Source organism: Paraburkholderia translucens, assembly GCF_020881035.1.
Classification (GTDB): Bacteria; Pseudomonadota; Gammaproteobacteria; order Burkholderiales; family Burkholderiaceae; genus Paraburkholderia; species Paraburkholderia translucens.
The window spans coordinates 55,716-68,800 of the sequence record NZ_JAJITC010000014.1 but is presented as its reverse complement, the minus strand read 5'-3'; the positions used below and the strand labels follow the sequence as shown (position 1 = coordinate 68,800).

At 65.2% G+C, this 13,085-nt stretch carries 13 protein-coding genes; 8 read left to right on the top strand and 5 right to left on the bottom strand.

Annotated elements, in window-relative coordinates; genetic code table 11:
- Positions 1–189: 189 nt before the first annotated feature.
- Positions 190–1,494: an isocitrate lyase gene (gene aceA / locus LJ655_RS23075; protein WP_230563630.1), complete on the bottom strand. Its 1,305-nt coding sequence runs from the start codon at positions 1,492–1,494 to the stop codon at positions 190–192.
- Positions 1,495–1,905: 411 nt separating this feature from the next.
- Positions 1,906–3,525, bottom strand: coding sequence for a DEAD/DEAH box helicase (locus tag LJ655_RS23070; RefSeq protein WP_230563533.1), 1,620 nt, complete (start codon positions 3,523–3,525; stop codon positions 1,906–1,908).
- Between the two features lie 8 nt (positions 3,526–3,533).
- Between LJ655_RS23070 and LJ655_RS23065 the strand changes: the two genes are divergently transcribed.
- On the top strand, positions 3,534–3,740 hold the full coding sequence (locus tag LJ655_RS23065; protein ID WP_230563532.1) for a hypothetical protein: 207 nt from the start codon (positions 3,534–3,536) through the stop codon (positions 3,738–3,740).
- 283 nt (positions 3,741–4,023) lie between these two features.
- Here the strand turns inward: LJ655_RS23065 and LJ655_RS23060 are convergent, their stop codons facing one another.
- On the bottom strand, positions 4,024–4,293 hold the full coding sequence (locus LJ655_RS23060) for an acyl-CoA-binding protein (RefSeq protein WP_230563531.1): 270 nt from the start codon (positions 4,291–4,293) through the stop codon (positions 4,024–4,026).
- A gap of 189 nt (positions 4,294–4,482) precedes the next feature.
- On the opposite strand from LJ655_RS23060, the gene tsaB reads away from it, so the two are divergent.
- Genes tsaB through LJ655_RS23040 form a run of 4 tightly spaced genes read left to right on the top strand, consistent with a single transcriptional unit; the run spans position 4,483 to position 7,733 of the window.
- Positions 4,483–5,328: a tRNA (adenosine(37)-N6)-threonylcarbamoyltransferase complex dimerization subunit type 1 TsaB gene (gene tsaB, locus LJ655_RS23055; protein WP_230563530.1), complete on the top strand. Its 846-nt coding sequence runs from the start codon at positions 4,483–4,485 to the stop codon at positions 5,326–5,328.
- Complete coding sequence (gene rimI, locus LJ655_RS23050; RefSeq protein WP_230563529.1) at positions 5,325–5,819, top strand: ribosomal protein S18-alanine N-acetyltransferase; 495 nt, start codon at positions 5,325–5,327, stop codon at positions 5,817–5,819. Before tsaB ends, rimI begins: the two co-directional genes overlap by 4 nt.
- A complete protein-coding gene (locus LJ655_RS23045) occupies positions 5,806–6,690 on the top strand; it encodes a uracil-DNA glycosylase (protein ID WP_230563528.1) in 885 nt (294 codons plus the stop codon). Before rimI ends, LJ655_RS23045 begins: the two co-directional genes overlap by 14 nt.
- A gap of 26 nt (positions 6,691–6,716) precedes the next feature.
- Positions 6,717–7,733 carry a DUF1853 family protein gene (locus LJ655_RS23040; RefSeq protein ID WP_230563527.1) on the top strand — a complete coding sequence of 339 codons (1,017 nt, stop codon included), beginning with the start codon at positions 6,717–6,719 and terminating at the stop codon, positions 7,731–7,733.
- 39 nt (positions 7,734–7,772) lie between these two features.
- Here the strand turns inward: LJ655_RS23040 and thiD are convergent, their stop codons facing one another.
- Entirely contained in the window at positions 7,773–8,579 is an 807-nt protein-coding gene (gene thiD, locus LJ655_RS23035) for a bifunctional hydroxymethylpyrimidine kinase/phosphomethylpyrimidine kinase (RefSeq protein ID WP_230563526.1), read from the bottom strand.
- Positions 8,580–8,640: 61 nt separating this feature from the next.
- Positions 8,641–9,948: a lysophospholipid transporter LplT gene (gene lplT, locus LJ655_RS23030; protein ID WP_230563525.1), complete on the bottom strand. Its 1,308-nt coding sequence runs from the start codon at positions 9,946–9,948 to the stop codon at positions 8,641–8,643.
- Positions 9,949–10,166: 218 nt separating this feature from the next.
- Here lplT and alr point away from each other — a divergent pair, with 218 nt between their 5' ends.
- The 3 genes from alr to LJ655_RS23015 all read left to right on the top strand — a co-directional run bounded on the left by alr (position 10,167) and on the right by LJ655_RS23015 (position 13,050).
- Positions 10,167–11,237, top strand: a complete 1,071-nt coding sequence (alr, locus tag LJ655_RS23025; protein ID WP_230563524.1) for an alanine racemase — start codon at positions 10,167–10,169, stop codon at positions 11,235–11,237.
- A gap of 3 nt (positions 11,238–11,240) precedes the next feature.
- The gene (gene radA / locus LJ655_RS23020) at positions 11,241–12,617 is read left to right on the top strand and encodes a DNA repair protein RadA (protein ID WP_230563523.1); all 1,377 of its coding nucleotides are present in this window, start codon (positions 11,241–11,243) and stop codon (positions 12,615–12,617) included.
- A 154-nt stretch (positions 12,618–12,771) separates the two neighbouring features.
- Positions 12,772–13,050 carry a DUF2866 domain-containing protein gene (locus LJ655_RS23015; RefSeq protein WP_230563522.1) on the top strand — a complete coding sequence of 93 codons (279 nt, stop codon included), beginning with the start codon at positions 12,772–12,774 and terminating at the stop codon, positions 13,048–13,050.
- Positions 13,051–13,085: the final 35 nt, after the last annotated feature.

Genomic DNA, 13,085 nt, shown 5'->3' with positions numbered 1-13,085 from the left:
GGTTCGCCTCACGCATGCCGCGTGCTGGCTTCTCTCAGACTGTCCGGCCGTCGGCATTCGCGGTGACGCTCCTGCCAGTCCGGGACGGCGCGGCCCTCCCTGTGCCGGCGGCACTCTGCGGTGCCGCTCGACGTTTGCCGATCGTTCCTGCGTTCAGGCCAAGGGACTGCACAACCCGACCGGCTGATCTCAGGCGACCTTCTTGTCGAAGAACTGCTCGTTTTCCGTCGAACCGTGCAGGGCGGTCGTCGATGCTTCCCGCTCGACCGTCTGCGTCACGGCGTCGAAGTAGCCGGTGCCGACTTCGCGCTGGTGCTTGACCGCGGTGAAGCCCTTTTCGGCCGCCGCGAACTCCGCCTGCTGCATCTCGACGAACGCGGTCATCTGGTTGCGCGCATAGCCATACGCGAGGTTGAACATCGAGTAGTTCAACGCGTGGAAGCCGGCCAGCGTGATGAACTGGAATTTGTAGCCCATCGCGCCGAGTTCGCGCTGGAACTTGGCGATGGTCGCGTCGTCGAGGTTCTTCTTCCAGTTGAACGACGGCGAGCAGTTGTACGCCAGCAATTGGTCCGGGTACTCCTTGTGGATCGCGTCGGCGAATTTCTTCGCGAACTCGAGGTCCGGCTTGCCGGTTTCACACCAGATCATGTCGGCGTACGGGGCATACGCGAGACCGCGCGAGATCGCCTGCTCGAGGCCCGGCTTCGTGCGGTAGAAGCCTTCCACGGTGCGCTCGCCGGTCAGGAACGGACGATCGTTGTCGTCGATGTCCGACGTGACGAGGTCGGCGGCTTCCGCGTCGGTGCGGGCGAGCAGCACGGTCGGCACGCCCGAGACGTCGGCGGCCAGACGCGCGGCGGTCAGCTTCGCGACGGCTTCGCGGGTCGGCACGAGCACCTTGCCGCCCATATGGCCGCACTTCTTGACCGATGCCAGCTGATCTTCGAAGTGCACGCCCGAGGCGCCCGCTTCGATCATCGCCTTCATCAGTTCGAACGCATTGAGCACGCCGCCAAAGCCGGCTTCCGCATCGGCCACGATCGGCGCGAAGTAGTCGACATAGCCTTCATCGCCAGGATTCTTGCCTTCCGACCACTGGATCTGATCGGCGCGCGTCAGCGTGTTGTTGATGCGCTTGACGACGAGCGGCACCGAATTAGCCGGATACAGCGACTGGTCCGGGTACATTTCGCCGGCGACGTTCGCATCGCCGGCCACCTGCCAGCCCGACAGATAGATTGCCTTGAGGCCTGCCTTCACCTGCTGCATCGCCTGGTTGCCGGTCAGCGCGCCGAGCGAGTTGACGAACGGCTCGTTGTTCACGGCGGCCCACAGCTTTTCCGCGCCGCGCTTTGCGAGCGTGTGCTCGGGCTGCACCGAGCCGCGCAGACGCACCACGTCTTCAGCCGAGTAGGTGCGCTTGACGCCCTTCCAACGCGGGTCCGTTTCCCATTGCTGCTTCAGTTGCTGCACTTGCTGTTCGCGGGTCATGGTCATGATGTGCTCCTTCGATGCCAGTTATGGAGGATGGGTGACTCTTTCTTCTCGAAGCGCAGCGCCCGAAGAGGCGTTCTGTTTCGTGAAGTCTTATATAAGAGTCTAGGCAAATCGATGAGGTCGCAATAGACGCCGCCAAGCGTTTTTCCAATATTTGTTTTTCAATTAAATCAATAGGTTGAATCCGACATGTCGTGATGTGAAACGATATTTTCCCTGTTGCAACACGTCTTCTTGTGCTTTGCAGCATGATTTTTTACGACGCAAAAAATTTTTCCACATCGTGAAATTGAGGGCTGGCAACCAACGGGCGAAAAAAAACCGGTGCCTGAGCACCGGTTTTCATTTCCTGTCGACTGCCGGACGGCGTGAAGCCGTCCGAGGCTGTCAGGCTGCTGCGCGCGATCAGCTGCCGCGGCGTGCCGAACGCGGACCGTCGTTGCGGCGCGCGCCGTAGCCCTCACGCGAGGCGTAACCGTCGCGCGAACCGCCGCCGAAGCCTTCACGTGAACCATACCCGTCACGCGAACCGCCGGCCGACTTGTTGCCCCAGCCGCCGCCGTTGCCATTGCCGTTGCCGTTGCCGTTGCCGTTGCCGTTGCCATTGCGCGAGCCGCCGAAGCCGCCCGGCTTGCCCGAACCGCTGCCAAAGCGGCGACCGTTACCGCCCGGACGGCCGCGGCCGCCGAAGCCGGGACGGCCATTGCCCGAAGGTGGCGCCTTGCGCGGCTCGAACCCTTCGACGACGTTGACCGGCAGCGGCGTGCGCACGAAGCGCTCGATGCGCTTGAGCGCGCCCTGTTCGGCGTGATGCACGAGGCTCACCGCAACACCCGAGCGGCCCGCGCGGCCGGTACGGCCGATACGGTGCACGTAGTCTTCGGCGAACTTCGGCAGATCGTAGTTGAACACGTGCGTGATGCCGGGGATGTCGATTCCGCGAGCGGCGACGTCGGTCGCGACCAGCACGCGTACGCGACGCTCGCGCAGCGCGCGGATCGTGCGGTTACGCGCACCTTGCGGCAGGTCGCCATGCAGCGCGGCCGATTCGAAACCAGCGTCGGCCAGACGGCCGGCCAGCTGGTCGGCGTCCATCTTCGTTGCCGTGAAGACGATAGCCTGGTCGAGGCCGGCGTCACGCAGCAGATGGTCGAGCAGACGGTCCTTGTGGTCGCGGTCGTCGACGTAGTGGACCGTTTGCGCGATATTGGTGCGCTGCTCCATGCGCTGCACGATCTCGATGCGCTCGGGGTCCTTCAGCAGACGGCCGGTCAGCGAGCCGATCTTGCCGTCGAGCGTGGCCGAGAACAGCATGGTCTGACGCGAGGCTGGCGTTTCCGCGACGATCGTGTCGATGTCGTCGATGAAGCCCATGTCGAGCATGCGGTCGGCTTCGTCGAGCACCAGGATCTGCAGTTGGGACAGGTCGATGCGGCCGCGCTCGAGGTGGTCGATCAGACGGCCCGGCGTCGCGACGAGGATTTCAGGGTTCTTGGCGAGCAGCATCAGCTGCTGGCCATAAGCGACGCCGCCGAGAATGCTGACGGTGCGCAGGCGCTTCAGGTGCTTGCCGTACGTTGCGGCGGCGGTCGTGACCTGCATCGCGAGTTCGCGGGTCGGGGTCAGCACCAGCATGGTCGGACGCGCGACCGGCTGCGGCCGGCGGCCGCGGCCACCGTCGGCCGGGCGCGGTTCGCGCGGCTGGCCTGCCTGGGCCTTTTGCAGCTGCGCGAAGCGCTCGATGGCGGGCAGCATGAACGCGGCGGTCTTGCCCGAGCCGGTCGGGCTCGAAACCAGCAGATCGCGGCCGGCGATACCGGCCGGCACCGCGCGTTGCTGCACCGGCGTCGGGTGCTCGTAGCCGGCGGCGGTCAGCGCGGAGACGACTTCCGCGGACAGACCGAGCGACGCGAAGGTCGGCTTGGCGTCAGCTTGCGCGGCGGCTCCGGGAGCGGCGGGCGTAAGACCGAGTGCTTCGTCGGCGATGGCGTTCAACGGGCTGCTGGGGGTGTTGCTCAAAGTCATGAGAATCCTTGAATACGATCCTGGGAGGTTCATTGGATGAAAACGTCAACGCCAATCGGCATACCCAAGTCGTCGGATTCAGCGAGCAAAAAAGCAGCGAGCAAATCGAAAAACGGGGGCAACTCGCGACAATGAAGGCGAGTTTTTCGTTAGAAGCTGTATCGGATGCGACATGCCAACATGGCGGGTCGCCAGCCTGGGACTTGAGCCCGTAGGGGGCTAGGCAGAAGGGGACAGGTTCTAAACTGGATTGGAGCAAACGCTATGGCACGCTGCGCCGCGAGGACCGCTGGAAAAACGGGCAAAGCAGTGAAGCGCAGGCGGCATTATAGCGGGGTTTGTTGCACTGCGCCACTATTCGGACAATTCCGATGAAAAAAGTGCGGGATGAAGCGGGGCGGCCAAAGCGGCGGCCCGGAACCTCGACGTCGAAGCCGCCGGGAGACCGTCACAGCGTTGCCGGACGGTCAAGTCCGCAGATGATCGCGCGTCGGAATGTCAGGCCGCGGCGCCGCTCTTCAGCGATTCGACGAGCTCGACGTATTGTTGCTTCGCAGCGTCCTGCGCCGTGCCCTTCAGCGCGGCCCACGCATCGTACTTGTATTTGCCGACGATGTCGGTGAAGCCTGGCTTGTCGCCGTGCACGTCGCCCTCGCTCGCCTGCTTGAAGAGCGCATACAGACGCAGCAGCGTCAGGTTGCCGGGACGCTCGGGCAATTGCTTGACGTCTTCCTGGGCTTGCGCGAACTGGGAGTTGATGTCGGTCATGGTCGTTTGGCCCGCGTCGCGGGAAAGATGAGATCGGCCGAAAATCATAACAATTGACTGCCGTCGTGGGACCGAGGGCTCATTCCAAACGGTGGCGGCCGCGAAGCCGGGCCGCGCATCCTCGCAGACGACCCGCAGACCACGCGCAAACCACCATTCACGCGCGGCGCGCCGATTACAATACGGTCCATGACTCAAACAGTGCTCCTTGCCCTCGATACATCGACCGAATTCTGTTCGGCGGCGCTCGTGTCCGCGTCCGCCGATGCCGTCGGTCAGTCCGCCGCCGAAGCCCGCGTCTGGGTCCGTCACGAACAGACCGGCGCGGTGTCCAGCACACGCCTGCTGCCGGCAATCCGCGAACTGTTCGACGAAGCTCGCCTCGCGCTCGCGGACTGCGACGCGATTGCGTTCGGCGCCGGACCGGGGTCCTTCACCGGCCTGCGCACGGCGACTGGCGTTGCCCAAGGCCTCGCGTTCGGCCTGAACCTGCCGGTCGTGCCGATCGGCACGCTGCTCGTGTGCGCCGAGAGCGCCCGCCTGCGCGATCCGTCGACGACGCGCGTGCTCGCCGCACTCGACGCGCGCATGGACGAAATCTACTGGGCCGACTACGCGTGGGACGACGCGCAACGCGAATGGCGCACGGTGCGCCCGGCGTCGCTCGATGCGCCCGGGCGGCTGGTGCTGCCCGACGTGCCGTTCACCCTCGCCGGCAACGCGGCTGCCGCGTTCGGCGAGCGCTTGCCGGCGGTCGCGGCCGCGCGCAGCGTCGATGGCGAAGCGCTACCGCATGCGCTGCCGCTCGCGTATGCGGCGCTGCGCGCGTTTCACGCGGGCCGCACGGTGCGCGCCGACCAGGCCGCACCCGAGTACGTGCGCGACAAGGTCGCGCAGACGACCGCCGAGCGCATGGCCGACAAAGCGGCGAGATCGGTCAACGCGGCCAAAGCGGACCACGCCGCCGAGCAGTCCGCGCCGCGCACGTCCGACGGCGCGTCCGGCCGACGTTCCGCCGACGAGGCGCGTCGATGAGCGGCGTGCTGCTCACGGACCGCTACATGTCGCCGATGACCGAAAGCGACCTGGACGAAGTCGCCGCGATCGAGAAGCTGGCGTATGAGTTTCCGTGGAGCCGCGGCAATTTCGGCGACTCGTTGCGCAACGGCTATTTCGGCGTCTGTCTGCGTCACGTGACGGGGACGCTGATCGGCTACTGCGTGCTGATGCCGGTCGTCGATGAAATGCATCTGCTCAATCTGTGCGTCACGCCGCAAGCGCAAGGCGCCGGCGCCGGCCTTGCCCTGCTGCGTGAGGCGGTGCGCATCACGCGCGCGGAAAAGCTCGAGGGGTTGCTGCTCGAAGTGCGGCCGTCGAATCACCGGGCGATCCGGTTGTACGAGCGCTTCGGCTTCGCGTCGATCGGCCGGCGCAAAAATTATTATCCGGCGCGGCATCGCAGCCGGGAAGACGCGATCGTGATGCGTCTATCGTTTGCCACGGAGGGCGCAGATGGCGCTGCATGAATCGGTGCTCGAAGAATTCGGACTCGCGCCGATGTGGGTGCGTCGCGCAGTGGCGACGCAAGCGGACGAGCCGTTGCAATCCATGCGGGAAGACGCTCGCGACGAGCGTCGCGCGGAGCCTGAGCCTCCGCCCTCGCACGAACCGACGCGTGCATCCGCCGACGTACCGGCGCCGCCAACTTTCGACGCCGCGCCCGACGACGACTTCGCGTGGTTCGACGATAGAGACGCGCCGGCCCCCGAACCCGTCGAAGCGCGCCGCGACCCGCCTGCGCTGCCGGCCATCCACACGCTCGACTGGGACGCGCTCGCCGAGCGCGTCGCCGGATGCGAAGCGTGCCGGCTGTGCGAGAAGCGCACGAACACGGTGTTCGGCGTCGGTGATCGCGGGGCCGACTGGATGCTGATCGGCGAAGCACCCGGCGAGAACGAGGACCGTCAGGGCGAGCCGTTCGTCGGCCAGGCTGGCAAGCTGCTCGACAACATGCTGCGCTCGCTCGCGCTTGCGCGCGGCACCAACGTGTATATCGCGAACGTGATCAAGTGCCGCCCTCCCGGCAACCGCAATCCGCAGCCGGACGAACTCGCGCGTTGCGAGCCGTATCTGAAGCGTCAGGTGTCGCTGGTGAAGCCGAAGCTGATCGTCGCGCTCGGCCGTTTCGCCGCGCAGAGCCTGCTCAAGACCGAGGCGAGCATTTCGTCGCTGCGCGGCCGCGTGCATGCGTACGAGGGCGTGCCGGTGATCGTCACCTATCACCCGGCCTATCTGCTGCGCAGCCTGCCCGACAAGGCCAAGGCGTGGGCGGACCTGTGCCTCGCCCGCGAGACGTGGCTTGCGAACGGCGGCGCGCCGTCGAAAGAATCAAAGTGACGATGTCCGACGGACCGGCGGCGAGGATGCCCGCAGCGTCTGTCAGCCGCGCCGCGTTTTTCGATGCGTTACTGTGGGGGCGCGGCGATCTGTCGGCCGATGCGCTGCTCGATCCCGCCGTCCGCGATCTCGCATGGCTGTTGCTCAGTCCCGATCTGTTGCGCCCCCAGCCGCCGACAGGCGCGCTCGCCGACCCCTTCGGCACACCTCACGACTTGCAGGCCACGGTCGCCTGGCTGCGTGTGATCGACGCGGCCCCAGAGGCGCTGCATCGCGATCTCGCGGCAACGCGCGTCACACGACTAGGCCGATACGCCGAACGCCTGCTTGGTTTTTTCCTGCAGCATGGACCGGCGGCGCAATTGATTGCAGCCGGTGTGCCATTGCGGCATGCCGGCCTCACGCTCGGCGAATGCGATTTTCTCGTGCGCACGCGCCAAGGTTCGCGACTGCATTGGGAACTCGCGGTGAAGTGCTATCTGCATGCGGGCGATACGCATGGGGGCGACGCGCTTGGCGCAGAGACGGCGCGTCTCGCCGATTACGTCGGTCCCAATCTGAAGGATCGCTTCGATCTGAAGCTCGCGCATCTGCTCCATCATCAGTTGCCGCTGAGCGCGCACGCGGAATTTGCATCGACGGGCTACGCGGGTGCGTGGACGCCGCAGATGTTCGTCAAAGGCTGGCTGTTTTACCGGCATGGCGATGAGCCCCTCGATCGCGCCGAACTCGACCCCGCGCATGGTCGCGGCTGGTGGGTCACGCGTCGCGACTGGCCGGCTTTTGCAGCGGCGCATGCGAAGAGGTGGCGGGCGTTGCCGCGGCTCGAATGGCTCGCGCCGCGATATCAGGCGCAAGCGGGCGCGGACGATGCGGGCTGCGTAGACGCAAGCACGCTCGCAGCGCAGACATCACTTCAACACGGCCCGACGATGGTCGCCGCATTCGTCGACGACAACTCGGGCCATCTGCTCGAACGCTCGCGCGGCTTTATCGTGCCCGACGACTGGCCCGATCACGCGCGGCGTTACGCAAAGCAATAATGTCGCCAGAAGCGGCGACGGTTCGGACCGAGACGCTGCTCACCACCACCGATGAAAGTGATGCACCGGCCCCACGCCGTGGCCGACCTCGAGCCGCTCGCTCGCCTGCAACGCGCCCGTCAGATAAATCTTCGCATCGGCTACGGCGCCAGCCAGATCGTCTCGTTGTGGAATCAGCGCCGCAATCGCCGACGACAGCGTGCAGCCCGTTCCATGCGTGTTCTTCACCGGTACCCGCGGACCACCGAGGCGCAGCGTGCCGCTCTCCTGTACGAGCCAGTCGGGGCTATCGGCCGCGGCCAGATGTCCGCCCTTCATCAGCACCGCGCGCGCGCCGAGCGCGCGCAGCGCTTCGCCTTGCTCGACCATGCCGGCTTCATCGCCGGCGGGCTGCGTGCCGAGCAACGCCGCCGCTTCCGGCAGATTCGGCGTCAGCAGATCGGCGAGCGGCAGCAGTTCGTCGCGTACCACTGCGACCGCATCGGGCAGCAATAGCGCGTGATTGCTCTTCGAGATCATCACCGTGTCGAGCACGATGTGCTTCGGCCGGTGGCGCCGCAACGCGTCGGCGACCGCGCGCGCGATCGGCGCATTCGCGAGCATGCCGATCTTCACCGCGTCGATGCGGATGTCGTCGAACACCGCGTCGAGTTGAGCGGTGACGAAGCGCGGGTCCGGTGCGTGAATCGCGGTGACGCCGCGCGTGTTCTGCGCGGTCAGTGCGGTGATGACACTCGCGCCATAGGCGCCGAGCGCGGAGAAGGCCTTCAGATCGGCCTGGATGCCGGCGCCGCCGCCGGAATCGGAACCGGCGATCGTCAGCACGTTGGGAATCGGTCGAGTCATGGTCAAGCGAGGAAGAAGGAGGGCGCGCCGCGGTGTGGCGCGGCCGGTCCGGTGCGGCTCGTCAGTGCTTCGCTTCGCCGATCAGCGCGACCGAGTCGAACGCGCGCTGGTTCGCCTGATGGCGCCGCATCACGAGCCACATCATCACGCACACGAAGGTGCCGAATAGCACGATCACCACGGTGACCGGCACGTCGAGCCACACGAGCACCGCGTACAGGCACAGCATCACGAGCACGGACAGATTCTCGTTGAAATTCTGCACGGCGATCGAATGGCCCGCCGACAGCAGCACATGCCCGCGATGCTGCAGCAGCGCATTCATCGGCACGACGAAAAAGCCCGACAGCCCGCCCACGAACATCAGGAAGATATACGCGAAGATCAGATAGGCCGGCACGTGCATGCGGCCGAAATAGACGCCCCAGTGCGGAGGAAACAGATCGCGCGTGTAGAACGCCATCAGCATCACGGAGAGGCCCATCATGATGCCGACCGGCAATACGGACAGGGACTTCTTCAACGGCACGCGCGAGGCGGCCAGAATCGCGCCGCCCGCGACGCCGACCGCGACCACCGCCTGCAGGATCGCCGCCTCGGACAGCGACATGTTCAGGGACACTTCGGCCCACTTCAGCACGATGAATTGCAGCGTCGCGCCCGCGCCCCAGAACAGCGTCGTCACGGCGAGCGAAATCTGTCCGAGCTTGTCGCGCCACAGCACGAGGAAGCAGTCGGCGAAATCGGTGATCAGGCGGATCGGCCCGTGCTCCTGTCGCGGGTAGCGCGCGCCGGTATCGGGAATGCGCAGATTGAACAGCGCGGCGACCACGTAAATGCCCATGATCACGAGCATCGCGGCTTCCGCGGGCGTGTTCACGGTGGGGACATGCCATCTCAGAATCGGCGCGGCGATATGCGGGCTGATTAACGCGCCGCCGAGCACCGTGCCGAGAATGATCGAGCCGACGGTGGTGCCTTCGATCCATCCGTTCGCGGCGACGAGCCGGTCAGGTGGCAATAGTTCGGTGAGAATGCCGTATTTGGCGGGCGAGTACGCCGCCGCGCCGAAGCCGACGATGCCGTACGCTATCAGCGGATGCGCGCCGCTGAGCATCGTCAGGCAACCGACCACCTTGATCGTGTTGGTGATGAACATCACGTGTCCCTTCGGGCGCGAGTCGGCGAAGGCACCGACGAAGGCCGCAAGAACGACGTACGACAGCACAAAAAACAGCTTGAGCAGCGGCGTCATCCAGTTCGGAGCGTGAAGATCTTTCAGCAGTGCGATAGCGGCGATCAGAAGCGCATTGTCGGCCAGCGACGAAAAAAACTGCGCGGCCATGATGGTGTAAAAACCTTTTTTCATCTGATGCGATGCTGTCCTCGCTGCGGTCTGTCCGCCCCGGCCGTTTGCAATGCGTCCGGGCTTATGCCGATCGAAATGGGTTGTGCGCACGGCTTTATATCATGAAAATAGGTGGATTCAGACTAGCAGAATCCTTGATCGCACCGCCCAGCGGGCCGCCGAGCGCTGAAAACGCCGTGTAAGCCGCTGATTCGCAAGTGTCTTTACGAAAAAATCTCATGCCGCGCCCCCTTTCCGCCACGATTCATACCGCCGCACTCGCCAACAACCTTGCTGTCGCGAGGCGCTATGCGCCGAAATCGAAGATCTGGGCCGTTGTCAAGGCCAATGCATATGGGCATGGCCTCGCGCGTGTGTTCCCGGGTTTGCGCGCTACCGACGGCTTTGGATTGCTGGACCTCGAAGAAGCGGTGAAGTTGCGTGAATTGGGCTGGGCAGGCCCGATTCTTTTGCTGGAAGGCTTTTTTCGTCCGACCGATATCGACGTGATCGACCGCTACAGTTTGACCACGGCGCTGCATTCGGACGAGCAACTGCGCATGCTCGAAATGGCGCGTCTGTCGAAACCGGTCAACATCCAGTTGAAGATGAACACCGGCATGAACCGGCTCGGCTACACGGTCGAAAAATTCCGCGCGGCGTGGGAGCGCGCCCGCGCCTGCCAGGGCGTCGGCCAGATCACGCTGATGACGCATTTCTCCGATGCCGATGGCGAACGCGGCATCGCGCATCAGTTGGACGCGTTCGAACGCGGCGCGCAGGGCATCGCCGGTGCGCGCAGTCTGTCGAATTCGGCCGCGACGCTGTGGCATCCGGAAGCGCATTTCGACTGGGTGCGTCCGGGCATCATGCTGTATGGCGCGTCGCCTTCCGGCGTGACGGCCGCGATCGAGGGCACGGGCCTGCAACCCGCGATGACACTCGCATCGGAACTGATCGCCGTGCAAACGCTCAGCGAAGGCAGCACGGTGGGCTACGGTTCGATGTTCACCGCGCGCGGGCCGATGCGCATCGGCGTGGTTGCATGCGGTTACGCGGACGGCTATCCGCGTGTCGCGCCGGAAGGCACGCCGGTGATCGTCGATGGCGTGCGCACGCGGATCGTGGGCCGCGTGTCGATGGACATGCTGACTGTCGACCTGACGCCGGTGCCGACCGCCAACATAGGCTCGCGCGTCGAATTGTGGGGCGCCGGGCTGCCCATCGACGACGTCGCGCAGATCTGCGGCACGATCGGCTACGAGCTGATGTGCGCGGTCGCGCCGCGTGTGCCGGTCCGTGCGGAGTAACGCGTGGCGAAACTGAAGACGTTGTACATCTGCGGCGAATGCGGCGGACAGTCGCCGAAGTGGTCCGGTCAATGCCCGTCCTGTCAGGCGTGGAACACGCTGGTCGAATCGGTCGCCGAGACGCCGTCCACGCACCGCTTCCAGTCGCTCGCGAAGAGTACGCCAGTGCGGCGCCTCGCCGACATCGAAGCATCGGACGTGCCGCGCTTTTCCACCGGCGTCAGCGAATTCGATCGCGTGCTCGGCGGTGGTCTCGTGCCGGGCGGCGTGGTGCTGATCGGCGGCGATCCGGGCATCGGTAAATCGACGCTGCTGCTGCAGTCGCTCGCGGAAATCGCCGCGCACAAGCGCGCTCTCTATATCAGCGGGGAAGAATCGGGCGCGCAGATCGCGTTGCGCGCGCAACGGCTGGCGCTGCTCGAACCTGGCTCGAAGGCGAGCGAGCTGCAATTGCTCGCGGAAATCCAGCTCGAAAAAATCCAGGCGACGATCGCCGAGCAACGGCCCGAGGTCGCCGTGATCGATTCGATCCAGACCGTTTATTCGGATGCTTTGACATCCGCACCGGGCTCGGTCGCGCAAGTGCGCGAGTGCGCGGCGCAACTCACGCGCATCGCCAAGCAGTCGGGCACGACGATCATCATGGTCGGCCACGTGACGAAAGAGGGCGCGCTCGCGGGCCCGCGCGTACTCGAACATATCGTCGATACGGTGCTGTATTTCGAGGGCGATACGCACTCGTCGTATCGACTCGTGCGCGCGATCAAGAACCGCTTCGGCGCGGTCAACGAACTGGGCGTGTTCGCGATGACCGAGCGCGGCCTGCGCGGCGTCGCGAATCCGTCGGCGTTGTTCCTGTCGCAGCACGAGCAGTCGGTGCCGGGCTCCTGCGTGCTCGTCACGCAGGAGGGCACGCGGCCACTGCTCGTCGAAGTGCAGGCGCTCGTCGATGCGGCCAATGCGCCGAATCCGCGGCGTCTCGCGGTCGGCCTCGAACAGAACCGGCTCGCGATGCTGCTCGCGGTGTTGCATCGGCATGCGGGCATCGCCTGTTTCGACCAGGACGTGTTCCTGAACGCGGTGGGCGGCGTGAAGATCTCCGAGCCCGCAGCCGACCTCTCGGTGCTGCTCGCGATTCATTCGTCGATGCGCAACAAACCGCTCCCTAAGGGCTTGGTGGTGTTCGGCGAAGTGGGGCTCGCCGGCGAGATCCGGCCGTCGCCGCGCGGCCAGGAGCGGCTCAAGGAAGCGGCCAAGCTCGGCTTCTCGGTCGCGGTGATTCCGAAGGCCAACCTACCGAAACAGCCCATCGAAGGCTTACAGGTCGTTGCGGTCGAGCGCATCGAACAGGCCATCGATCGCGTGCGCACGCTCGAATAGACGGGCATCCGGGACGGCTCGCCAGTACTTTGTACGCGCGCGGTTTCGTAATGCCCGGTAAATATCTCCATATTGGCTGTAACCCGGCCGCGATGCCATTTTCCTAAGCTGTAACGAAACGCATCGCTTCTGATGCCCGAAAAAGGATCGCGCTTTGAAACAGTCCAATGAAACCGCAGCCGAGCGTCACATCCAGGTGCGTGGCTACCGGATCTCCGAACCGATTCATCAGCCTTGGGGCGGCGCTTGCCGGATCGTCGAGTGGATCGACACCGCGGGGCAGATCTCGCGTCGGGTGGTGGCCGAAGACGTGACGGCCGCCGAGGTGCGCGCCACGATCAGCCGCCATGTGGAAGGCCGCAAACATCTGCTGTACGACGACGAGAAATCGCCGCGTCAAACGCTGCCGAGGCAGACGGTGACGCGGCGCTGACATAGGCGCGCTCTTCAATGGCCGGGGCCTTGAAG

What these genes read in the sequence shown, in the direction of transcription:
- aceA (WP_230563630.1), bottom strand. Translation starts at nt 1,494, where the DNA reads ATGACCCGCGAACAGCAAGTGCAGCAACTGAAGCAGCAATGGGAAACG.
- LJ655_RS23070 (WP_230563533.1), bottom strand. Translation starts at nt 3,525, where the DNA reads ATGACTTTGAGCAACACCCCCAGCAGCCCGTTGAACGCCATCGCCGAC.
- LJ655_RS23060 (WP_230563531.1), bottom strand. Translation starts at nt 4,293, where the DNA reads ATGACCGACATCAACTCCCAGTTCGCGCAAGCCCAGGAAGACGTCAAG.
- tsaB (WP_230563530.1), top strand. Translation starts at nt 4,483, where the DNA reads ATGACTCAAACAGTGCTCCTTGCCCTCGATACATCGACCGAATTCTGT.
- rimI (WP_230563529.1), top strand. Translation starts at nt 5,325, where the DNA reads ATGAGCGGCGTGCTGCTCACGGACCGCTACATGTCGCCGATGACCGAA.
- LJ655_RS23045 (WP_230563528.1), top strand. Translation starts at nt 5,806, where the DNA reads ATGGCGCTGCATGAATCGGTGCTCGAAGAATTCGGACTCGCGCCGATG.
- LJ655_RS23040 (WP_230563527.1), top strand. Translation starts at nt 6,717, where the DNA reads ATGCCCGCAGCGTCTGTCAGCCGCGCCGCGTTTTTCGATGCGTTACTG.
- thiD (WP_230563526.1), bottom strand. Translation starts at nt 8,579, where the DNA reads ATGACTCGACCGATTCCCAACGTGCTGACGATCGCCGGTTCCGATTCC.
- lplT (WP_230563525.1), bottom strand. Translation starts at nt 9,948, where the DNA reads ATGAAAAAAGGTTTTTACACCATCATGGCCGCGCAGTTTTTTTCGTCG.
- alr (WP_230563524.1), top strand. Translation starts at nt 10,167, where the DNA reads ATGCCGCGCCCCCTTTCCGCCACGATTCATACCGCCGCACTCGCCAAC.